Genomic DNA, 21,922 nt, shown 5'->3' with positions numbered 1-21,922 from the left:
GATACTTAACATGTTAAGTGAATGCGTCAATCGCAAATTGGCTTGCTGCACTGCAAACGTTTTGCGGCATGAAGGGGCGTCATGGTGAAAAGACCGGCTGATCCTGCGAACGGAAGCGAGCCCGCCGTCCGGCAGGTGCCGATGCGCGACTTCTCGCGCTCGCTGCCGATGTCGCTTCTGCGGGCGCGCGAAGCGGTGATGCGGCAATTCCGTCCTTCGCTGCGCGAGCATGGCCTGACCGAGCAGCAATGGCGCATTCTGCGCGCGCTCGCGGCGATCGACACGGTCGAGGTCACGGAACTGGCGCGCACCGCGTTCCTGCTCGGACCAAGCCTGTCGCGGATCCTGCGTGATCTGGAGGCGCGCAATTTGATCGAGCGCAAGACCGCGAAGGCGGACCAGCGCCGCAGCATGGTCTCGATCTCGGAAAAGGGCGTGAAGCTGATGGCCTCCGTGGCGCCATCCTCCGAAGCGATCTATGCGGAGATCACGCGCCGCTTTGGCGCACGCAAGCTCGTCGAGTTGCAGGAGATGCTCGGCGAGCTCGAACAAAGTCTCGCAGGGCTCGGCGCGGGCGAGGAGGCAAGTGCCGAGGGGTGAAAGCTGATATGCGCAAGCGCGCGGCAACAATCATGGACATCGCCGCATTTTTTCGCTCAAGTGCCGCTCAAGCCGATGACTGCAAAATCGGCGCCGAGGTAGAGGCAAACAGACCCTCATGGTCACCATCCAGGTTCAGAAGCTGATCGACTTCGTCACCGAGGTCTTCGCGCATGCGCAGTCGTCGCCTGACGAAGCCAGGCGCATCGCCACTTATCTAACCACGGCGAATCTGACCGGCCATGACAGCCACGGCGTGATCCGCGTCCCCGTCTATATTCGCTGGCAGAAGTCCGGCGCGGTCGTGCCCAACCAGAACGCCGAATTGGTGCTCGACACGCCTTCGCTCGCGGTGATCGACGGCAAGTTCGGCTACGGCCAGACCGTGACGCCGCAAGCGGTCCGGATCGGCATCGAGAAGTGCAGGAAGGCGGGACTTGCCGCAGTCGCGCTGCGCAATGCCGGCCATATCGGCCGGGTCGGCGATTGGGCCGAGATGGCCGCCGCCGAAGGACTGATCTCGGTTCATTTCGTCAATGCCGCAGGCTCGTTGCTGGTGGCGCCGTTCGGCGGCGTGGAGAAACGGCTCTCCACCGCACCCTATTGCGTCGGCATTCCGCGCGAGGGCCAGGATCCGATCGTGCTGGACTTTGCAACCTCGGTCGTGGCTGAGGGCAAGGTGCTGGTCGCAAGCCGCGGCGGCAAGAAGTTGCCGAAGGAGGCGCTGGTCGATGCCGACGGCAGCCTGAGCGAGGAGCCGGCCGTGCTCTACGGCCCCTACACGCCGGATGGGCCGCGCGATCACACCAAGGGAACGGGCGCGATCCGTGCGTTCGGCGAGCACAAGGGCTCGGGCCTTGCCTTCATGTGCGAGCTGCTCGGCGGCGCGTTGACCGGAACCGGGGCCACGTCCGGCGGTCGGCGCTTCGCCAACGGCATGCTGGCCTTCTACGTCGATCCGAAAGTGGTCGATACCTCCCATGTCTTCGACGCAGAGGTGTCGCGCTATGCCGACTTCATTCGTACCACCAAGCCGGTGGCCGGGGTCGATCAGGTGCTGATCCCCGGCGATCCCGAGCGGAAAACCCGGGCTGAGCGGACCCAAAACGGCATCCCCTTGCCGGATGACACCTGGGCGGCAATAGTGAATACCGCCCGCGAGGTCGGCGTCAGCGAAGTCAGCATCCAGAGGGCGACCGCATAGGTCTTGCGTCATTGCGAGCGTAGCGCGACGCGCCAGTTCGCGCTAACAGCGGTTGTGCTGTCGCGACGCTCGTCATGGTGACGATAGTCCAAATCACACGGTCCAAATAACACGGTCCAAAACAAAGAAGGAAGGCAACGTGGCGAACAAGGTCAAGGAAATCTGGAAGTCGGGCAAGGCCGTGGTCAACGCGTGGCTCGCGATTCCCTCCGGCTTCTCGGCCGAGATGATTGCGCAATGCGGCTTCGACAGCGTCACCGTCGACATGCAGCACGGCGTGCAGGATTATCTGTCGATGGTGCAGTGCTTCCAGGCGATGGACAAGCACCCGATCACACCGATGGTCCGCGTGCCCTGGAACGAGCCCGGCATCATTGGCAAGGTGCTCGATGGCGGCGCCTATGGCGTGATCTGCCCGATGGTCAACACGCCGCAGGAAGCCAGGAACCTCGTCTCCTATTCCAAGTACCCGCCGAAGGGCGTGCGCTCCAACGGCCCGATCCGCGCCGGCATGTACGGCACCGCGGGCTCCTACCAAAAGACGGCCAACGACGACATCGTGCTGCTGCCGATGATGGAGACCAGGACCGCGGTCGAGAACATGGAAGCGATCTTCGACGTCGAAGGCATCGACGGCGTCTATATCGGCCCATCCGACCTCGGCTTCTCCTACGGCCTCGAACCGAAGCTCGATCGCACCGAGCCCGAAATCCTCGCGATCTACGAGAAGATCATCAAGGAGTGCGGCAAGCGCGGCCTCAACCCCGGCATCCATTGCAGCGGCGCCGAAGGTGCCGCGCGCGCCATCAACATGGGCTTCAAGCTGGTGACGCTCTCGAACGAGGTCGGCCTGATGACGACCTACGCCAAGATGCAGGTGAATGCCACGCGGAAGGATTCCGGCGGCAAGGCCTGAGCTCTCTCTGTGTCCCGGACGCGATGCGGCGCGTAGCTCCGCTCCGCAGAGCCGGGACCCAGAACCCAGTGAAGCACATTACGTAAACAACTGGGCCCCGGCTCAGCAGCGCACCGTTTCACGCTGCGCTGCGTCCGGGGCACGATAGTTTCGATATAGGAGACCTCCCATGACCATCAGCCCCGTCATTCGCCTGCATCCCGATGATGGCGTGCTGATCGCGCGCGCGAGTCTGCCGCCGGGAACATTGGTGGCCGACGGCGTGACGACGGTCGAGCGCATTCCTTCCGGCCACAAGGTCGCGATCAAGCCGATCGCAGTCGGTGAGCCGGTGATACGCTATGGCCAGATCATCGGTTTTGCGACCACGCCGATCGCGCCGGGCCAGCACGTGCACGTGCAGAATTGCGGCATGGGCGATTTCGCCAAGGACTATGCCTATTGCGCCGACGTCAAGCCGACGCCGAATTTCGATCTGCCGGCGAGCTTCGAAGGCATTCGCCGCCCGGACGGCCGCGTCGCCACGCGCAACTATATCGGCATCCTCACATCGGTGAATTGCAGCGCGCATGTCGCAAGCCTCGTCGCGGACGTCTTCAAGAAGAATCCGTTCACCGGCGACAATCCGCTGGCCGACTTCCCCAATGTCGACGGCGTGGTCGCGCTGACTCACAAGACCGGCTGCGGCATGACGCAGAACGAGCCCCTGGCGCTGCTCCGCCGCACGCTCGGCGGCTATGCGCGGCACGTGAACTTCTCTCATGTGATCGTGCTCGGCCTCGGCTGCGAGGTAAACCAGATCGGCGGCCTGATGGAGGAGCAGAAGCTCGCAGGACGTCTGCGCGCGATGGACATCCAGGAGGTCGGCGGCACCCGCAAGACGGTGGAGGCGGGCATCGCCTTCGTGCGCGAGGCACTCGCGGAGTCCAACAAGGTCAAGCGCGAGTCCGTGCCGGTGAGCGAGCTCACCGTGGCTCTGCAGTGCGGCGGCTCGGATGGCTATTCGGGTGTCTCCGCCAACCCAGCGCTCGGCGCGGCCAGCGATCTCATCGTACGTCACGGCGGCACCGTGATCCTTTCGGAGACGCCGGAGACCTATGGCGCGGAGCATCTGCTCACGCGCCGCGCCGTCAGCCGCGAGGTCGGCGAGAAGCTGGTCGATCTCATGCGCTGGTGGGACGAGTACACGACGCGCGAAGGCGCCGAGATGAACGCCAATCCGAGCCCGGGCAACAAGGCCGGCGGTCTCACCACCATTTTGGAGAAGTCGCTCGGCGCGATGGCGAAGGCCGGCACCACCAACCTCGTCGAGGTGCTGCGCTACGCCGAACCCATCACCAAGAAGGGTTTCGTCTTCATGGACACGCCCGGCTACGATCCGGTTGCCGCGACCGGGCAGGTCGCCGGCGGCGCCAATCTGGTCTGCTTCACCACGGGCCGCGGCAGCGTGTTCGGCTGCAAGCCGGCGCCCTCGATCAAGCTCGCCACCAACACGCCCATGTACAAGCGCATGGAAGAGGACATGGACGTCAATTGCGGCACCATCCTCGAAGGCGAGGAGAGCGTCCAGCAGTGCGGCCAGCGCATTTTCGATCTCATCCTCAAGACCGCGTCCGGACAGCCAACCAAGAGCGAGAGTTTTGATTTCGGCGGCGCCGAGTTCGCGCCGTGGGTGCTGGGCGCGACGATGTAGTCCCGTCGTTGCGCGTCGGCGGTAGCACCGCACTGCAAGCGACGCTCCTAAGTAATGATACGGAGCCGTCAAGCGATCGCGGGGGTTCCCGCGGTCACACCTGATTAACATCTTCTGCCGTGATCCCTGGGAGGATGCGAGCTCCACTCATTCGGGGCGTTCGCCCTTCGTGAGGATTCGTCAACGATGACGCGTACGATACGGCCGACCGGCGTGGAAAATCTCCTCGGTGAGGAGGAGCTGATCGTGTCGAAGACCGATCTCAAGGGCCGCATCACCTACGCCAATGATGTCTTCATCCGCATGGCGAAGTACTCCTGGCAGGAGCTGATGGGTGCGCCCCACAGCCTGATCCGCCACCCCGAGATGCCGCGCTCCGTCTTCAAGCTGCTGTGGGACACGGTTCAGTCCAGACAGGAGATCTTCGCCTACGTCGTCAACCTCGCGAAGGACGGCAGCCATTACTGGGTGTTCGCCCACGTCACGCCGACATTCGACGAGCGTGGCAATATCGTCGGCTATCACTCCAACCGTCGCAAGCCCGATCCGGCGCAGATCGAGCGCATCAAGCCGATCTACAAGGCGCTGTGCGCGGAAGAGGCGCGGCATGCCAATGCCAAGGACGGCATGCATGCGAGCTTCGAGGCGATGGTCGGGCTGCTCAACCAACAGGGTGTCGGTTACGATGAATTTGTGCTCTCTCTCTAAGGCGCAGGGAGCGACCGCGCTCGCATCCGTTCTTGCCGTCGTTGCGTTCGTGCTCTCGCTGACTGGGGCAACCGGAATTTCCGGCGCGGCGTTGTTAGGCGTTACGGTCGCGCTGCTCGCCTATGCCGTCTGGTGCCAGCATCGCACGGCGGTGGCCGTCGACGAGGCGGCAGACGTGTGCCGCAAGGCCGCACGTGGCGACCTCGAGGCGCGGATCCTCAGCATCCGCCAGGCCGGACGCATCGGCGCCATTCAGAAGTCGGTCAACGACATGCTCGACATCACCGATGCCTATTTGCGGGAAGCTTCGGCGTCGATGGACTATGCGAGCCGCGGTAAACATTTCCGCAAGATCCTCGCACGCGGACTACCCGGCTCGTTCCGCCGTTCGGCCACGGTCATCAATTCCGGCACCGACAGCCTCGGCCGCCGCGTGGTCGAAATCGCGGACCTCGCAAAGCAGTTCGGCACGCATCTCGACCAGGTCGCGGGCACGCTGATGGGCGCGGCAACTGAGCTTGAATCCGACGCCGGCCAGATGGCGGCCGCGGCCGAGAAGACCAGCCGGCAGACCTCCGGCGTGCTCAGTGCGTCCGACCAGGCCTCGCGCAACGTCGCCACCGTCGCGAGCGCCGCGGAGCAGCTCGCGTCATCGATCGCCGAGATCAGTCGCCAGGTCGCGGGCTCGACCGCGAGCACGGGGCGGGCGGTGAACGAAGCCAATCGTGCCGGCAGCGAGATCCGCACGCTCGCGGATGCGGCGATGCGGATCGGCGACGTGGTCAAGCTGATCAGCGAGATCGCCGAGCAGACCAATCTCCTGGCGCTCAACGCCACCATCGAGGCCGCGCGGGCAGGCGAGGCCGGCCGGGGCTTCGCCGTGGTCGCATCCGAGGTCAAGAGCCTCGCCAACCAGACCGCGAAGGCGACCGAGGAGATCAGCGCCAAGGTCGGCGAGATGCAGCAATCGACCACCAATTCGGTCGCCGCCGTCGAGGCGATCGCGCAGACCATCACCGAGATCAACGGCATCACCGCCTCGATCGCGGCCTCGATAGAACAGCAGGGTCTCGCCACCCGGGAGATCGCCCGCAACGTCCAGGAAGCCTCGGCCGGCACCTCGCAAATGTCCTCCAACGTGACAGGCATCAGCGAAGCCGCCGCCGACACCGGCCGTGTGGCGAGCCGCGTCAACAGCGCCTCCGAACGCGTCCATGGCGAGGTCGAGACGCTCCGGCGCGAGGTGACGCAGTTCCTGCAACGGCTGACGTCAGCGGCGTAACGTTGCCCCGCATGAGGTCGTCATGCCCGGGCAGAAGCGCGAAGCGCGTCTTCGCGCTAGACGTCCCGGGCATCCACGTTCTTGGGGACCGTGAAGGTCGTGGATGGCCGGGACGAGCCCGGCAATGACGCTGCGATTGCTCCGTGGACAACGGGGATACTTCGTAGGCACCGTTTGCCCGTTGTTAGTGCTTGATCGAGGTCACCAGCGGTGTTCTGCTCAAAAAAGCTGCTGGAGTACCGCACCCCGTGTCGATCTACGTCGCATTACACCACGTCACGCACTACAAATACGACCGTCCGATCGATCTCGGCCCGCAGACCATCCGTCTGCGGCCGGCGCCGCATACCCGCACGCCGATCCTGAGTTATTCGCTCAAGGTCACTCCAGCCAATCATTTCGTGAACTGGCAGCAGGATCCGCTGGGCAATTGGATCGCGCGCTACGTCTTCCCGGAGAAGACGACCGAGCTCAAGATCGAGGTCGATTTCACGGCGCAGATGACCACGGTCAATCCGTTCGACTTCTTCGTCGAGCCCTATGCCGACAGCTTTCCGTTCGAATATACGCAAGATCTCAAGACGGAGCTCGCGCCTTATCTCGAGACCGTCAAGCCCGATCGGCTGTTCGCGAAATATCTCGACACGATCCCGCCCGAAGCCCCGAACACCGTCAACTTCCTGGTCGATCTCAACAGGGAGCTGCAGAAAAGGATCGGCTACGTCATCCGCATGGAGGCGGGCGTGCAGACGCCGGAGGAGACGCTCTCCTCCGCGGCCGGCTCATGCCGTGACTCTGCCTGGCTTCTGATTCAGACCTTCCGTCACCTCGGTCTCGCCGCCCGTTTCGTCTCCGGCTATTTGATCCAGGTCCGTCCCGACATCGATCCGATCGAGGGGCCGCCGGAGGTCGAGAACGATTTCACCGATCTCCACGCCTGGGCCGAGGTCTACCTGCCGGGCGCGGGCTGGATCGGCTTCGACGCGACCTCGGGCATGCTGGCGGGCGAGGGCCACATCCCGGTCGCGGCGACGCCGCACTACCGCTCGGCCGCGCCCATCTCCGGCGGCGCCGGCTTCGCCGAGGTCGAATTCGCCTTCGACATGAGCGTCAAGCGCATTCGCGAGGCGCCGCGCATCACAAAGCCGTTTTCGGACGAATCCTGGATACGGCTCAACGATCTCGGCGAGCAGGTCGACGGCGATCTTGCAGCGCAGGACGTCCGTCTGACCATGGGCGGCGAGCCGACCTTCGTCTCCGTCGATGATCTCGAAGGCGCCGAGTGGAACACGGACGCGGTCGGTCCGACCAAGCGCGGGCTCGCCGACGATCTGATCCGCCGCCTGCGCGCGCGTTTCGGACCCGGGGGCCTGCTGCACTTCGGGCAAGGCAAATGGTATCCCGGCGAAAGCCTGCCGCGCTGGGCGTTTGGACTGTACTGGCGCAAGGACGGCGTGCCGATCTGGAAGAATGCCGACCTCATTGCCAGCATCGAAAATCCGCGGCCGGCGCAGGCCAAGGACGTCAAGGCGTTCGTGGAGGGCACGGCGCTGCGGCTCGGGCTCGATCCCGGCTACATCATGCCGGCCTTTGAGGACACCGCGTACTGGCTGCAGAAGGAAGCCGAGCTTCCCGTCAACGTCGATCCGTCCGATTCCAAATTGTCCGATCCGGAGGCCCGCGCGCGAATGGCCCGGGTGTTCGAGCAGGGGCTCAACAATCCTCGCGGCTTCGTGCTGCCCGTGCAGCGCTGGAATGCGGCGCCACGCTGGCGCAGCGAGCGCTGGCAGCTCCGGCGCAGTCATCTGTTCCTGATGCCGGGGGATTCGCCGCTCGGCCTGCGCCTGCCGCTGGACTCGCTCGGCTATGTCCCGCCCGATCAATATCCCTACATCGTCGAGCGGGATCCGATGGAGGCCCGCGGCAAGCTGCCCGTGTTCAGCCTTCCGGCGCGTCCGGACTCGCCGGAGCGGCTCGAGCCCGAAGAGCTCAACACCTCCGTGCCGGTTCGCACCGCGATGTCGGTCGAGGTCCGCGACGGCGTGCTCTGCGCCTTCATGCCGCCGGTCGAGCAGATCGAGGATTATCTCGAGATGATCGCGGCGCTCGAAGCGACGGCCGAGGAGATGCAGCTCCAGGTCCATGTCGAGGGTTATCCGCCGCCGTTCGATCCGCGTGTCGACGTCATCAAGGTGACGCCCGATCCCGGCGTGATCGAGGTCAACGTCCAGCCGGCCAAGAACTGGCGCGAGGCGGTCGAGATCACCGTCGGGCTCTATGAGGATGCCGGCAAAACGCGCCTCGGCGCCAATCGCTTCCTGGTCGACGGCCGCCACACCGGCACCGGCGGCGGCAATCACGTCGTGGTCGGCGGATCGAGCCCGCAGGACTCGCCGTTCCTGCGCCGGCCTGATCTGTTGAAGAGCCTGGTCCTGCACTGGCAGCGTCATCCGTCGCTGTCCTATTTCTTCTCCGGCCTGTTCATCGGCCCGACCAGCCAGGCACCGCGCATCGACGAAGCCCGCCACGACAGCATTTACGAGCTCGAGGTGGCGCTCACGCACGTGCCGCCGCCGGGCACTCAGGCGCCGCTGTGGCTGGTGGATCGCTTGTTCCGGCATCTCCTCGTCGACATCACCGGCAACACCCATCGCGCCGAGATCTGCATCGACAAGCTCTATTCACCGGACGGCACGACCGGGCGCCTCGGCCTGGTCGAATTTCGCGCGCTCGAAATGCCGCCGGATCCGCGCATGTCGCTAGCGCAGCAGCTGCTGATCCGCGCGCTGATCGCAAAATTCTGGCGTGAGCCGCAACAAGGCAAGTTCGTGCGCTGGGGCACCGCGCTGCACGACCGCTTCATGCTGCCGCACTTCATCTGGGAAGATTTCCTCGAAGTGCTGACCGAGTTGAGGCAGTCCGGCTATCCGTTCGAGCCCGAATGGTATCTGGCCCAGCTCGAATTCCGCTTCCCCGCCTTCGGCCGCATCCATCATGGCGGCGTCACGCTGGAGCTGCGGCAGGCGCTGGAGCCCTGGCACGTGCTCGGCGAGGAGGGCTCGGCCGGCGGCACCGTGCGCTATGTCGACTCATCGGTCGAGCGGCTCCAGGTCAAGGCGGAAGGCTTCGTCGAGGGCCGCCATATCGTCACCTGCAACGGCCGTCGCCTGCCGATGACCGCCACCGGCCGCTCCGGCGAGGCTGTGGCCGGCGTCCGCTTCAAGGCCTGGCAGCCGGCCTCCGGCCTGCACCCGACCATTCCCGTTCACGCGCCCCTGACATTCGATCTTATTGACACCTGGAACGGCCGCTCGCTCGGCGGCTGCGTCTATCACGTCGCCCATCCCGGCGGCCGCAGCTACGACACCAAGCCGGTCAACACCTACGAGGCCGAGGCGCGGCGGCTGGCGCGATTCCAGGACCACGGCCATACGCCGGGCCCGATGCAGCCGCCGCCCGAGGAACGCACAAATGAGTTTCCGCTGACCCTCGACTTGCGGTCCCCGCTCCTGCAATGAGTATGATGCGGGGGCAGGGAGAGGCGCATGGCCGAGGGCGCAGCCGAAGAGGACGACAAGGCGGGTCAGGCGCAAGGTCAACGTGACGGCCAGCGCCGTTTCGCGCAATGGGTCCGCGACTATAGGCGCCTGCCTGGCATCCCCGACGAGTTTCTCGGCCCGGACGGCAAGCCCCGCGCGGTCTGGAGCCGCTTCTTCGATGCTTTCGGCGCGCTCGCGCCCGACGAGGTCGAGCGGCGGTTTGGCATGGCGGATCGTCATCTCCGCGAGGCCGGCGTCACCTATCGCGCGCCCGGCGAGAGCGCCGACCGGCCCTGGTCGATCAGCCATCTGCCGCTGCTGATCGACGAGGCCGACTGGAAGCAGCTGTCCGACGGCATCACCCAACGCGCCGAGCTGCTCGAGCTCGTGCTGCGCGACATCTATGGCGAGGGCCGCCTCGTCGCCGAAGGCGCGCTGCCGGCGGCCGCGATCGCCGGCAGCCCCGAATATCTCCGTCCCGTCTGCGGCGTGCCGCCGCCGGGAGGGCGCTATCTCTCGCTCTATGCCGCCGATGTGGGCCGCGGGCCCGACGGCCGCTGGTGGGTACTCGGCGACCGCACGCAGGCACCGTCGGGTGCGGGCTATGCGCTGGAGAACCGCCTGGTGCTCTCGCGCGCCTTCTCGGATCTCTACAAGTCGATGAACGTGCCGCGCGTCGCGCCGTTCTTCGAGGCGTTTCGCGACAGTCTTCGGGCGCGCGCCGACCGCGACGAGCCGCGGATCGGCGTGCTCACGCCGGGCAGCTTCAGCGAGACCTATTTCGAGCACGCGACGCTGGCGCGCTATCTCGGCTTCCTGCTGGTCGAGGGCGACGATCTCGCCGTCAGTGACAACCATATCCACATCCGCACGGTTGCGGGGCTCAAGCGCCTCGACGTGCTGCTGCGCCGTGTCGATTCCAATTCGCTCGATCCGCTCGAGCTCGATGCCTCCTCGCGGCTGGGGGTCCCCGGCCTGATCGACGTGCTGCGCAAGGACGGCGTCGTCGTCGCCAACATGCCGGGCTCGGGCGTGCTGGAGGCGCGGGCGATGCTCGGCTTCCTGCCGGCGCTCAGCCGTCGCCTGCTCGGCGAAGAGCTGAAGATGCCGCACATCGCGACCTGGTGGTGCGGCCAGCGCTCGGCGCGCGACGAGGTGTTGTCGCGGCTCGACGAGGTCGCGATCGAAGGCGCCTATCGGCGCGGCGTTCCCGGTTTCGACAGCAACGGTCCCGTGCTCGCGAGCGAGCTCGACGCCGCCGGGCGCCGGCGCCTGAGCGACGCCATCGCCGCGCGCGGCATGGACTATGTCGGCCAGGAGGTGGTGCGGCTCTCGACCATGCCGGTGTGGGAGCAGGGGCAGATCACGCCGCGTCCCTTCGTGCTGCGCGTGTTCGCAGCCGCGACGCCCGACGGCTGGGCCATCATGCCCGGCGGCTTCTGCCGGATCGCTGAGCAGCCCGATGCGCGTGCGGTGTCGATGGGCGACGGCGCGCGTTCCGCCGACGTCTGGGTGGTCTCGGACAAGCAGGTCTCGACCGCGACGCTGCTGCCCGCCACCGACAAGGTGCGCATCCGCCGTATCGCCGGCGTGCTGCCGAGCCGCGCGGCTGACAATCTGTTCTGGCTCGGCCGCTATCTCGAACGCGCCGAGGCGACGTTGCGCCTGGTGCGGGCGCTGGGCTCGCCGAGCGGGCCCAACAAGGGCACCGCGGCCTCGCTGCAATCGGCGGAGCGTATCCAGCGCCTGCTGGTGACCTGGGGCGCGATTTCACAGACCTCGCGCGCGGCGCCCGGCCGCATCGTCGCCGAAGCACTGCAGAGCCCGGAGCGTTTCGGCTCGGCACTGTCGCTGGTCCGCGCGGCCCAGCGCACGGCGACCTCCTTGCGCGAGCGGCTGTCGCCCGATGCCTGGCAAGTCATCACCGAGATGGCCGAGCGTCTTGCCGTCGAGGTCGAGGACGACGACAGCGTGCTGAGCGCGGCCGAGCTGACCTTGCAGGAGCTCGCGAGTTTTGCCGGCCTTGCGCATGAGAACATGAACCGCGCCGCCGGCTGGCGCTTCCTCGATATCGGTCGGCGCACCGAGCGCGCCATCAACACCACGCGTTTTGCCCGGCAGTTTGCCTATGACGAGGCCGGCGACGAGGATCTCGATATTCTGCTGACGCTGGTGGATTGCCAGATCACGTACCGCTCGCGTTATCTGCTGGCGCCGATCCTGGCGCCGGTGCGCGACCTCGCCGTGCTCGACAGCTACAATCCGCGCTCGGTGGCGTTCCAGGTGACGGCGCTGAACGAGCATATCGCCGCGCTGCCGAGCCTGAAGGAGCACGGCCTGATCGAGAAGCCGCAGCGGCTTGCGGTCGCGATGCAGGCGATGCTCGCGACCGCGGAGGCCGAGAAGCTCGAGGTCAAGACACTGTTCGCCCTGGAGCAGGATCTGCTCAGCCTCGCCGAGGCGGTCGGGCAGCACTACTTCCCGCACGGTCCCAATGCGAGCCGGCCGGAAAAGCTGACGGGGCTGGCGTGATCTACGATATCCGTCACCTCACCACCTACGAATACGAGAGCCCGGTCAGCTTCGCCCGCTGCACGCTGCGGCTGGAGCCGAGGAGCGGCCATGGCCAGGAGCTGATCTCGCACAAGGTCGAGATTCGTCCGCGCGCCGCGGAGCGTAGCGTCCGGCGCGATTTCTTCGGCACCCTGACCGAGAGTGTCGTGATCGAGGCCGCGCATCGCACTCTGCGCATCGATTCCCGCTCTCGCGTGAAGGTGTCGCGCCAGCCGCCGGCGCGCGCCGCTGCCAGTCCGGGCTGGGAGAGCATTCGCGACATCGCCTTCGAGGCGACGAGCCTCGGGCCGTCCTCGCCGGTCGGCTATGTCTTTGCGAGCCCGCTGGTGCCGGTGCTGGGACCGGTCAGCGCCTATGCGGCGGAAAGCTTCGCGCCCGGCGCGGGCATCCTCGGCGGGGCGGTCGATCTGATGCATCGCATCCGCGCCGAATTTCGCTACGACCCGAAGGCGACGGTGATTTCGACGCCGCTCGACGAGGTCTTCGTCAAGCGCCATGGCGTCTGTCAGGATTTTGCCCATGTGATGATTGCGGGCTTGCGCGGGCTGGGCTTACCCGCCGCGTATGTCAGTGGATATCTTCGCACCATTCCGCCGGCGGGCCAGCCGCGCCTGCAGGGCGCCGATGCCACCCACGCCTGGGTGTCGCTGTGGTGCGGGGAGGAGCTTGGTTGGGTCGATTTCGATCCGACCAACGATCTCATGGTTGCTGGCGACCATATCGTGCTCGCGGTCGGCCGCGACTTTTCCGACGTTTCACCGGTCGACGGCATCATCGTCGGTTCGCCAAAGCAGAAGCTCGACGTCGCCGTCGACGTGCTGCTGGTGGAATGATTGCGGGCCCTCCGGCGACGCCCTGCCAAGGTGTGTCGGGCCCGCAGCGCAACCGTGATATCGCGGGGCACAAACCGCAACATATTTCCGTGTTTACGCTCCCGGGTTTGGCCAGTCGGCCAAGATGGGCTATGCTGGCGCCTGCGTCGAGGACGAGAATGAGACGTCGGGTATTTGCGTGGAAAACCACCGACAGACGGGGCTGCATCCATGATGACGTTACCGAGACTGGCGGCGGAATCCCTGGAGAAAACGCTGGGTTCGTTCATGCGCCGCAGGTACGGCGATTCTCCGGCAAACATCGTCGAGAGCGCGACCCGTACCGCGATGGAATGCATCGGAAACAGCGACGCTCTCTATCATAATGTCGAACATACGATGCTGGTCACGCTGGCGGGCCATTCCATCCTGAGCGGCCGGTATCTTCATATTCATCTCTCGGCCGAGGATTACGTCCACGTCCTGATCGCGTGTCTTGCCCATGACATCGGTTATGTCCGCGGCTTGTTCGAGGAGGATGACGAGGACGGTTTTGTGGTCGATGCGGCAGGCACCAAGGTCTCGCTGCCCCGCGGCTCATCAGATGCCAGCCTGATGATGTATCATGTCGACCGGTCCAAGCTGTACGTCATGCGCCGCCTGCAGCATATCCCAGGGCTTGATCCGGAACGCATCGCCCGCGCCATCGAGGGCACCCGCTTTCCGGCCCGCCAGGGCCAGGACTATGACGACGACGCCTCGATCCTGCGCGCCGCCGACTTCATCGGCCAGCTCGGCGACCCCAATTATCTGCGCAAGGCCAACGCGCTCTACTACGAATTCGAAGAAGTCGGTATGAACCGCCAGCTCGGCTACGATTCGCCGGCCGACATCGTGAACCGCTATCCTCAGTTCTACTGGAACAGCGTCGCGCCGCACATCCAGACCGAGATCGGCTACCTCAACAAGACCGAGATTGGGCGGCAGTGGATCGCCAACCTCTACAGCAACGTCTTCCGCGCCGAGCGTGACATCACGTTGTCGGGGCCGCAAAAATAGCTTCGCCTTCTAATGCAACAAAAAGCAATCATCACCGACATCCTCGACATCGCCTATCGCGAATACGGTGCGCCGCACGGCTGGCCCTGCATCATGGGTCACGGCTTTCCCTATGACGTGAACGCCTATGCCGAGACCGCGCCGATCATTGCGCAGGCGGGCGCGCGGGTGCTGGTGCCCTGGCTGCGCGGCTACGGGCCGACGCGATTCCGTTCCGCTGCGACGTTGCGCTCCGGCGAGCAGGCGGCGCTTGGCGCCGATCTCCTGGCTTTCATGGATGCGCTTGGAATCTCGCGCGCGGTGGTCGGCGGTTACGACTGGGGCGGGCGCGCGGCCTGCGTGGTCTCGGTGCTGCATCCGGAGCGCGTGATCGGCCTCGTCTCGGGCAATTCCTACAACATCCAGAACATCGCGCGTTCGATGGAGCCGGCTTCGCCACCGGAGGAGGCGGCGCTCTGGTATCAATATCTCTTCCACAACGAGCGCGGCCGCCGCGCGCTGGAGCGCAACCGGCGCGGTTTTGCACGACAGCTCTGGTCGATGTGGTCGCCGACATGGACCTTCGACGATGCGATGTTCGAGACCAGCGCAATCTCGTTCGACAATCCTGATTTCGTCGATGTCGTGATCCACTCCTACCGACATCGTTATGCCTTGGTCGCGGGCGATCCCGCCTATGCCGCGATCGAGGCGAAGCTCGCCGTGCAGCCGCCGGTTCGGGTGCCGACCATCGCGATCGACGGCGACAGCGACGGCGTCAATCCCGGCACCGCGCACCATGCACGCAAATTCGAGGGCTTTTTCGAGCGGCGCGTCTTTACAGGGGCCGGCCACAATTTGCCGCAGGAGCGGCCGGCCGAATGGGCGCAGGCCGTGCTCGATGTGCGGAAAGCGGCCGCATAGAGCCGGGTTTCTCGTCCCTCAGTCTTGCCGCTCTCACAGCTTCCGATTTTTCCTGATCCCGGGAACCTTTTCCAATCGCAGCCGTCCAAGCTGTGGGGCCGCGTTCTGTATGCGGTCCGTTGCAGGGGAGGTTTTCGATGAAGACGCAAACGCGCAGGCTGGAACGTGTCGCGGTCGCGCAGGCGCCGAGCGAGCGGCCCGAGAGGGCGGAGGTCGAGCAGGCGATCCGGACCATGATCCGGTGGGCCGGCGACGATCCCGCGCGCGACGGTCTGCGCGACACGCCGGACCGGGTCGCGCGCGCCTTCGAGGAGTATTTCTCCGGCTATGCGCAGGATCCGACCGAAATCCTGCAAAAGACGTTTGAGGAGATCGAAGGCTATGACGAGATGATCGTCCTGCGCGGCGTTCGCTTCGAAAGCCATTGCGAGCACCACATGGCGCCGATCGTCGGCCGCGCCTGGGTCGCTTATATCCCGCAAGGGCGCGTCGTCGGCATCTCCAAGCTCGCGCGTCTCGTCGACATCTACGCCAAGCGGCTTCAGATCCAGGAGAAGATGACCGCGCAGATCGCCAACACCATCAATGATGTGCTGAGGCCCGAAGGCGTCGGGGTCATCATCAAGGCAACGCATCACTGCATGACCACGCGCGGCGCGCACAAGCCCGGCACCGATCTCGTCACCAGCCGCATGCTCGGTGTGTTCCGCGACAATGCGCTGACACGCCAGGAGCTGCTTGGGCTGGCCAATTCGGACGATTGATCCGCGACGGCTCAAGGAGGCACAACGCCATGACCGAGGACAAGAAGCCAAGCGGGCCCGACCTGAGCCGGGGCGTGACGCTCGCCGCGTTCAAGGACGGCAAATTGCTCGGCCATGTCGGCGAGGAAGACGTCCTGGTGGTGCAGGCCGGCGGCGAGATCTTTGCGATCGAGCCGACCTGCAGCCACTATCACGGTCCGCTCGCTGAAGGACTCGTGGTTGGCGACACCATCCGCTGTCCCTGGCATCACGCCTGTTTCTCATTGCGGTCAGGTGAGGCGACCCGTCCGCCGGCGCTGAATGCGCTGGCGGTGTGGGAGGTCTCGCGCGATCAGGACAAGATCGTCGTTCAGCGCAAGCGCGAGGTGCCGAATCCTCCGGCGTCTCACCGGACAGCGCCAACGCCGGAGAAAATCGTCATCATCGGCGGCGGCGCGGCGGGTTTCGCGGCGGCGCAGACGCTCCGTCGCGAGGGCTTTGCCGGCGCCATCACCATGCTCAGCAATGACAGCGCGATGCCGGTGGACCGGCCCAATCTCTCCAAGGACTACCTCGCGGGCAACGCGCCGGAGGATTGGCTGTCGCTGCGGGGCGAGGACTATTATCAGGACGCCGGCATCGATCTCAGGCTCAACACGAATGTCTCTGCGATCGAAGCGAAGACGCGCAGCGTGACGCTGGGCAACGGCGACAGGCTGCCGTTCGACCGGCTGCTGCTCGCGACCGGCGCCGAGCCGGTCAGATTGCAGATTCCGGGTGCCGACCAGCCTCATGTCCACACCCTGCGCTCGGTTGCCGACAGCCGTGCCATCATCCAGGCGGCCGGCAGCGCCAAGCGTGCGCTGGTGATCGGCGCCAGCTTCATCGGCCTGGAAGTTGCGGCCTCCTTGCGTGCACGCAAGCTCGAGGTGCACGTGGTCGCGCCGGACGAACGGCCGATGCAGAAGGTGCTCGGTCCCGAAATGGGTGACTTCGTACGCGCCCTGCATGAGGAGAATGGGGTCAACTTCCATCTCGAGGACACGGTGGAAAAGCTGGACGGCACGCGCGCCACGTTGAAGAGCGGTGGCGTGATCGAGGCCGAACTGGTCGTGGTCGGCATCGGCGTCAAGCCGCGCCTTGCGCTCGCCGAGCAGGCAGGCCTTGCGGCCGACCGGGGCGTCAGCGTGAGCGAATATCTTGAAACCAGCATAGCCGGCATCTTCGCGGCCGGTGACATCGCGCGCTGGCCGGATCCTCACTCGCGGCAAACCATCCGCGTCGAGCACTGGGTCGTGGCGGAGCGGCAGGGCCAGACCGCGGCGCGCAACATGCTCGGCAAGCGCGAGCGCTTCGAGGCCGTGCCGTTCTTCTGGTCTCAGCACTATGACGTGCCGATCAACTATGTCGGCCACGCCGAGAGTTTCGACGACATCGCGATCGACGGCAGCATTTCCGGCAAGGACTGCCTGCTGAAGTATCGCAAGGGCGGCCGCGTCCTTGCGGTTGCTTCAATTTATAGGGATCTCGACAATCTCAAGACCGAGCTGGAGATGGAGCGGACACGCGGCTGAGACGCGCATCCGGTCTTGATTTGCGTCAAGGTTGCTGGCCGCGAGGGCTGCTGTGCTGGCTGTTGTCCCGGTGCGGCGCGCGCTAGTCTGGCCTGTGCTCGCGGGCTTCCATGCAGGAGTGGCCGTCATGACAAGTGCCTCGGATATCTCCCATCCTTCCGGCCTGGGCTCCGGGATCTCGGCCCTGCATGCCAAATGGGGCTGGATCGTAGCCTTGGGAGTCGTCTACCTCGTCGCCGGCTTCGTCGCACTTGGCAGTGTTGTAATGGCGACGGTGGCGAGCGTGATCGTGGTTGGCGCCATGATGATCGTCGCAGGCGCGGCCGAAATCATCGGCGCGTTCCAGATGAAAAGCTGGGGCAAGTTCGTGATCTGGGCCTTGCTCGGCGTACTCTATGTTATCGCGGGCTTTATCACCTTCGAGAACCCGCTGTTTGCTGCAGTGTTGCTGACCCTGTTCCTGGGTGCATCGCTGCTCGCCTCCGGCGCCGTCCGACTCTTTCTCGCTTTCAGCATGAAGCGTGAAAGTCCGTGGGTCTGGGTGGCGCTCTCGGGCGCCATCACGCTGCTGCTGGGGCTGTTGATCCTGGCACGTTGGCCGGTGAACAGCGTCTACATCCTCGGCCTGTTTCTCGGCATCGACCTGATCATGGCGGGCGCGGGGTGGGTGAGCCTGGGCTTCAGCCTGAAGCGGCGCCACTGATCAGCAACTCGACGCAAGACCCTCTCACGGATCTCCGCTGATCTGGCGCGCTGGCAAAAAGCAGCACGCCGCGCCTTCCGACTCGCGCAGCGATCATCACCGGGGAGAAACCATGAAAGCCGCTTTGGTCCTGGCTGCAGCCTTGGCTGCCTGCCTGTCCACGCCTGTCTCCGCACAAAAATCCTACGGTCCCGGCATCAGCGACACCGAGATCAAGATCGGCAACACCATGCCCTATAGCGGCCCCGCATCGCCGCTCGGCATCACCGGCAGGGTGCTCTCGGCCTATTTCGACGAGGTCAACGAGAAGGGCGGGATCAACGGCCGCAAGCTCAATCTCCTGTCGCTCGACGACGCCTTCTCACCGCCGAAAACCATGGAAGCGGCGCGGCGGCTGGTCGAGGGCGACGGCGTCGCCTTCATCTTCGCGACCATGGGCACCGCGCCGAGCTCGGCGATAGCGAAATATCTCAACAGCAACAAGGTGCCGCAGCTGTTTCTGATCAGCTCGGCCTCGAAGTGGAACGATCCCGCCAACATGCCCTGGTCGATGGCGCTGCCATGGGCGCCGAACTACACCAGCGAGGCCGCCATCGACGTCGCCTATGCCCGTGCCAAGAACCCGAACGCGCGCTTCGCGGTGCTCTATCAGAACGACGATGCCGGCAAGGAATATCTGCGCGGCGTCAAGGAAGCGCTTGGCGCCGACGCCGACAAGGCGATCGCGATGGCGTCGAGCTTCGAGGTCGCCGACCCCACCGTCGATTCCCAGGTGCTGACGCTCGCCAACACCAAGGCTGACGTGTTCATGATCTATTCGGTGACGCCGCGTGCCTGCGCCCAGGCGATCCGGAAAGCGCATGAGGTCGGCTGGCAGGCGACGCGTTTCCTCGCCTCAGGCTGCGCCAACAAGGCCACCGTGATGGTTCCGGCCGGCCTCGATGCCGGCAAGGGCGTGCTCTCGCTCGGCTCGCTCAAGCCGTTCGTCGAGGCGCCGAAGGACGATCCGGCGATGACGGCCTATATCGATTTCATGAAGAAGCGTCTGCCCAATGCCGACGTCAACAACGTCGCGGGTCTCTACGGCTACACCGTCGCCGAGGCGCTGGTGGTCTTGCTGAAGCAGTGCAAGGACAATCTGACGCGTGAGAACATCATGGCGCAGGCGGCCAATTTGAAGAATGTGCCGCTGTCGCTGCTGTTGCCCGGCATCACGCTCAACACCACGCCGCAGGATTTCCGCCCGATCAAGGACGGCTATATGCTTCAGTTCAACGGCAACGACTGGATCGTGGCAAGCGAGCTGCTGCGAGGCACGTGAGGCGCAAGCGAGCGCCCGCTTTGGAGGCACCGATGTTTCCACATCGTCATGGCCGGGCTTGTCCCGGCCATCCACGTCTTGCCCCTGGCACGAAAGAACGTGGATGCCCGGGACAAGCCCGGGCATGACGACCTCAGATGTTGCGAACAGGGGAACACCATGGATTTTCACCACTCCGAACGTTCGCTCGAGCTGCAGGAGCGCGTCCGCCGGTTCATGCGGACGCATGTCGAGCCGGTCGAGGAGCTCTATTACGAGCAGGTGAAGCCGGAAGCGACACGCTACCGGACGCCGCATGTCCTTCAGGACCTGAAGCGGCTGGCGCGGGAGCAGGGGCTCTGGAACCTGTTCCTCTCTGGCGAGCACGGCCAAGACCCTAACAACACCGGCTTGACCAATCTCGAATATGCGCCGGTGAAGGAGATCATGGGCCGCATCCTTTGGGCGCCTGAGATCTTCAATTGCTCGGCGCCCGACGTCGGCAACATGGAGGTGCTGGCCAACTACGGTACGCCGGCACAGCAGGAGCGCTGGCTGAAGCCGCTCTTGGAGGGGCGCATCCGCTCCGGCTTCTCGATGACGGAGCCGCAGGTCGCCTCCAGCGATGCCACCAATATCCAATGCGAGATCAGGCGCGACGGCGGCGACTACGTCATCAACGGCCGCAAATGGTTCACCTCGGGCGCGATGAACGAGGATTGCGAGATCCTGATCGTGATGGGCAAGACCGCGCCCGACGATCCCGATCGCCACCGCCAGCAATCCATGATCCTGGTGCCGAGAGCGACGCCCGGCGTGCGCATCGTGCGCGACATGCTGACCTACGGCTATGACGACGCGCCGGTCGGCCATCCCGAGATCGTTTACGAGAACGTTCGCGTGCCCGCGGAGAACATCCTGCTCGGCGAGGGCCGCGGCTTCGAGATCGCGCAAGGCAGGCTTGGCCCCGGCCGCATCCATCATTGCATGCGGCTGATCGGCTGCGCCCAGCGCGCGCTGGAGTTGATGTGCCAGCGTGCGGTCTCGCGCACGGCCTTCGGCAAGCCGCTCGCAGAGCAAGGCTCGGTGCGCGAGGACATCGCCAACTCCTTCTGCGAGATCGCGCAGGCGCGGCTCTTGACGCTGCAGGCCGCCGACAGGATGGACCGCGAGGGCAACAAGATCGCGCGCGACCTGATTGCGGCCGCCAAGATCGTGGTGCCCAGCATGGCCGCCCGCGTTATCGACCGCGCCATCCAGATCCACGGCGCTGCCGGCGTCTCGCAGGACACGTTCCTGGCGCGTGCTTACGTCTACGCCCGCTTCATCCGCATCGGCGACGGACCGGATCAGGTGCATCTGGCCGCGGTGGGGAAGGAGCTGATCAAGCGCGGCGGGGTAATGGCTTAGGGACGATCTTCCTTCTCTCCTTGTGGAAGAAGGTGCCTGCCTTCGCCGCAGCGTCGCTGCGATTATCGCGCTTTTGCGAAAAACAACGTTCCAAGAATGAAAACACGGTCAGACAGGCAAGCGCACCGATTGTCCTGACGGGTGGCGCCGTGAGACTCATGTCGTCGCGCTGTTTCACTGTCGCGCTCGTCGTCATGCTGTTGACGCAATGTCTGTCTTAGACGGCAACAACTAAAACACCGTGCTGGAACTGTTGGGGTTCCTACAAACGGTTCCGGAGCCAAGGGTTGGCTCGACCCGCAAAACGCTTTGCGGCATCGGAACCGAACAATCGAAAATCACAGGAGATATAATGGTGTTCCGATCGAGCGCCGCAGTTTGCGGCGCCGTGGTTGCGCTTGCCGTTTCCGTTTCTATTGCGCGATGTGAAGCTGGTGGGGTTCACTCAAGCGCTGCCGACAATGCCGCTTCCGGAGAAGCGATCGTTGGCGCGGCATCCATGTACAATCCGTTCAAGCCAGGCAGAGAGGAGGGCGGGCCGAAGACGGCTTCCGGCGAGCGCTATGACCCCTCGGTCTGGTCGGCTGCCATCAAGACGAGCTTGCGAAAGAAATTCGGTGGGGTCCGATTTGGCGTGAAGCCGAAATACGCCCTCGTCGAGGCCATCGGCAAGAAGGTCATCGTCAGGATAAACGACGTGGGACCGCTAAGGCCCGGCCGCATCATCGACTTCAATGAGCGGACGATGCGTCATTTCGATCCGAGCCTGGAGCGCGGGGTCATTCCTGATGTAAAAGTCCGGCCGCTTGCCGGGGGCGATTGGACACCCGGACCGGTTGGTTGAACCGTCGCACCAGCAGGTCGCGCAGCACGACCGAAGGTCCCGGCGTTATCGCCATGAT

Annotated in this window: 17 protein-coding genes; all 17 read left to right on the top strand. The window is 65.0% G+C overall.

Annotation, left to right across the window (positions count from 1 at the left end; all coding sequences use genetic code 11):
• Positions 1–81: 81 nt before the first annotated feature.
• The 17 genes from hpaR to AC0L21_RS22790 all read left to right on the top strand — a co-directional run bounded on the left by hpaR (position 82) and on the right by AC0L21_RS22790 (position 21,864).
• Entirely contained in the window at positions 82–600 is a 519-nt protein-coding gene (gene hpaR / locus AC0L21_RS22870; protein WP_473264049.1) for a homoprotocatechuate degradation operon regulator HpaR, read from the top strand.
• Between the two features lie 118 nt (positions 601–718).
• A complete protein-coding gene (locus AC0L21_RS22865; protein ID WP_473264048.1) occupies positions 719–1,804 on the top strand; it encodes a malate/lactate/ureidoglycolate dehydrogenase in 1,086 nt (361 codons plus the stop codon).
• A 139-nt stretch (positions 1,805–1,943) separates the two neighbouring features.
• Positions 1,944–2,720, top strand: coding sequence for an HpcH/HpaI aldolase family protein (locus AC0L21_RS22860; protein WP_035974924.1), 777 nt, complete (start codon positions 1,944–1,946; stop codon positions 2,718–2,720).
• A gap of 169 nt (positions 2,721–2,889) precedes the next feature.
• A complete protein-coding gene (locus tag AC0L21_RS22855; RefSeq protein WP_473264047.1) occupies positions 2,890–4,413 on the top strand; it encodes a UxaA family hydrolase in 1,524 nt (507 codons plus the stop codon).
• 186 nt (positions 4,414–4,599) lie between these two features.
• A complete protein-coding gene (locus AC0L21_RS22850; RefSeq protein ID WP_473264046.1) occupies positions 4,600–5,121 on the top strand; it encodes a PAS domain-containing protein in 522 nt (173 codons plus the stop codon).
• On the top strand, positions 5,099–6,403 hold the full coding sequence (locus AC0L21_RS22845) for a methyl-accepting chemotaxis protein (RefSeq protein WP_473264044.1): 1,305 nt from the start codon (positions 5,099–5,101) through the stop codon (positions 6,401–6,403). The genes AC0L21_RS22850 and AC0L21_RS22845 overlap by 23 nt, the downstream gene beginning before the upstream one ends.
• Positions 6,404–6,651: 248 nt before the next feature.
• Entirely contained in the window at positions 6,652–9,921 is a 3,270-nt protein-coding gene (locus tag AC0L21_RS22840) for a transglutaminase family protein (RefSeq protein ID WP_473264043.1), read from the top strand.
• A gap of 27 nt (positions 9,922–9,948) precedes the next feature.
• A complete protein-coding gene (locus AC0L21_RS22835) occupies positions 9,949–12,474 on the top strand; it encodes a circularly permuted type 2 ATP-grasp protein (protein WP_473264042.1) in 2,526 nt (841 codons plus the stop codon).
• Entirely contained in the window at positions 12,471–13,349 is an 879-nt protein-coding gene (locus AC0L21_RS22830) for a transglutaminase family protein (RefSeq protein ID WP_473264041.1), read from the top strand. Before AC0L21_RS22835 ends, AC0L21_RS22830 begins: the two co-directional genes overlap by 4 nt.
• Before the next feature lie 210 nt (positions 13,350–13,559).
• Positions 13,560–14,387 carry a metal-dependent phosphohydrolase gene (locus AC0L21_RS22825; RefSeq protein ID WP_473264040.1) on the top strand — a complete coding sequence of 276 codons (828 nt, stop codon included), beginning with the start codon at positions 13,560–13,562 and terminating at the stop codon, positions 14,385–14,387.
• A 12-nt stretch (positions 14,388–14,399) separates the two neighbouring features.
• On the top strand, positions 14,400–15,290 hold the full coding sequence (locus AC0L21_RS22820) for an alpha/beta fold hydrolase (protein WP_473264039.1): 891 nt from the start codon (positions 14,400–14,402) through the stop codon (positions 15,288–15,290).
• 137 nt (positions 15,291–15,427) lie between these two features.
• Positions 15,428–16,054, top strand: a complete 627-nt coding sequence (gene folE / locus AC0L21_RS22815; protein ID WP_018456940.1) for a GTP cyclohydrolase I FolE — start codon at positions 15,428–15,430, stop codon at positions 16,052–16,054.
• A gap of 29 nt (positions 16,055–16,083) precedes the next feature.
• Positions 16,084–17,607, top strand: a complete 1,524-nt coding sequence (locus tag AC0L21_RS22810; protein ID WP_473264038.1) for an FAD-dependent oxidoreductase — start codon at positions 16,084–16,086, stop codon at positions 17,605–17,607.
• 127 nt (positions 17,608–17,734) lie between these two features.
• Positions 17,735–18,310 carry an HdeD family acid-resistance protein gene (locus AC0L21_RS22805; protein WP_473264143.1) on the top strand — a complete coding sequence of 192 codons (576 nt, stop codon included), beginning with the start codon at positions 17,735–17,737 and terminating at the stop codon, positions 18,308–18,310.
• Positions 18,311–18,422: 112 nt separating this feature from the next.
• Positions 18,423–19,631, top strand: a complete 1,209-nt coding sequence (locus AC0L21_RS22800; RefSeq protein WP_473264037.1) for an ABC transporter substrate-binding protein — start codon at positions 18,423–18,425, stop codon at positions 19,629–19,631.
• Positions 19,632–19,790: 159 nt separating this feature from the next.
• A complete protein-coding gene (locus AC0L21_RS22795) occupies positions 19,791–21,020 on the top strand; it encodes an acyl-CoA dehydrogenase family protein (protein WP_473264036.1) in 1,230 nt (409 codons plus the stop codon).
• A 352-nt stretch (positions 21,021–21,372) separates the two neighbouring features.
• Complete coding sequence (locus tag AC0L21_RS22790; RefSeq protein WP_473264035.1) at positions 21,373–21,864, top strand: septal ring lytic transglycosylase RlpA family protein; 492 nt, start codon at positions 21,373–21,375, stop codon at positions 21,862–21,864.
• The last annotated feature ends 58 nt before the right edge of the window (positions 21,865–21,922 follow it).

The sequence above is a fragment of the Bradyrhizobium sp. WSM4873 genome (assembly GCF_055811355.1).
The sequence above is the reverse complement of the archived record's forward strand: the minus strand, read 5'-3'. Positions and strand labels throughout refer to the sequence as shown.

Excerpts from the sequence above, each read along its gene's own strand:
- hpaR (WP_473264049.1), top strand. The coding sequence starts at position 82 with ATGGTGAAAAGACCGGCTGATCCTGCGAACGGAAGCGAGCCCGCCGTC.
- AC0L21_RS22865 (WP_473264048.1), top strand. The coding sequence starts at position 719 with ATGGTCACCATCCAGGTTCAGAAGCTGATCGACTTCGTCACCGAGGTC.
- AC0L21_RS22855 (WP_473264047.1), top strand. The coding sequence starts at position 2,890 with ATGACCATCAGCCCCGTCATTCGCCTGCATCCCGATGATGGCGTGCTG.
- AC0L21_RS22850 (WP_473264046.1), top strand. The coding sequence starts at position 4,600 with ATGACGCGTACGATACGGCCGACCGGCGTGGAAAATCTCCTCGGTGAG.
- AC0L21_RS22845 (WP_473264044.1), top strand. The coding sequence starts at position 5,099 with ATGAATTTGTGCTCTCTCTCTAAGGCGCAGGGAGCGACCGCGCTCGCA.
- AC0L21_RS22835 (WP_473264042.1), top strand. The coding sequence starts at position 9,949 with ATGGCCGAGGGCGCAGCCGAAGAGGACGACAAGGCGGGTCAGGCGCAA.
- AC0L21_RS22825 (WP_473264040.1), top strand. The coding sequence starts at position 13,560 with ATGATGACGTTACCGAGACTGGCGGCGGAATCCCTGGAGAAAACGCTG.
- AC0L21_RS22820 (WP_473264039.1), top strand. The coding sequence starts at position 14,400 with ATGCAACAAAAAGCAATCATCACCGACATCCTCGACATCGCCTATCGC.
- folE (WP_018456940.1), top strand. The coding sequence starts at position 15,428 with ATGAAGACGCAAACGCGCAGGCTGGAACGTGTCGCGGTCGCGCAGGCG.
- AC0L21_RS22810 (WP_473264038.1), top strand. The coding sequence starts at position 16,084 with ATGACCGAGGACAAGAAGCCAAGCGGGCCCGACCTGAGCCGGGGCGTG.
- AC0L21_RS22805 (WP_473264143.1), top strand. The coding sequence starts at position 17,735 with ATGACAAGTGCCTCGGATATCTCCCATCCTTCCGGCCTGGGCTCCGGG.
- AC0L21_RS22800 (WP_473264037.1), top strand. The coding sequence starts at position 18,423 with ATGAAAGCCGCTTTGGTCCTGGCTGCAGCCTTGGCTGCCTGCCTGTCC.
- AC0L21_RS22795 (WP_473264036.1), top strand. The coding sequence starts at position 19,791 with ATGGATTTTCACCACTCCGAACGTTCGCTCGAGCTGCAGGAGCGCGTC.
- AC0L21_RS22790 (WP_473264035.1), top strand. The coding sequence starts at position 21,373 with ATGGTGTTCCGATCGAGCGCCGCAGTTTGCGGCGCCGTGGTTGCGCTT.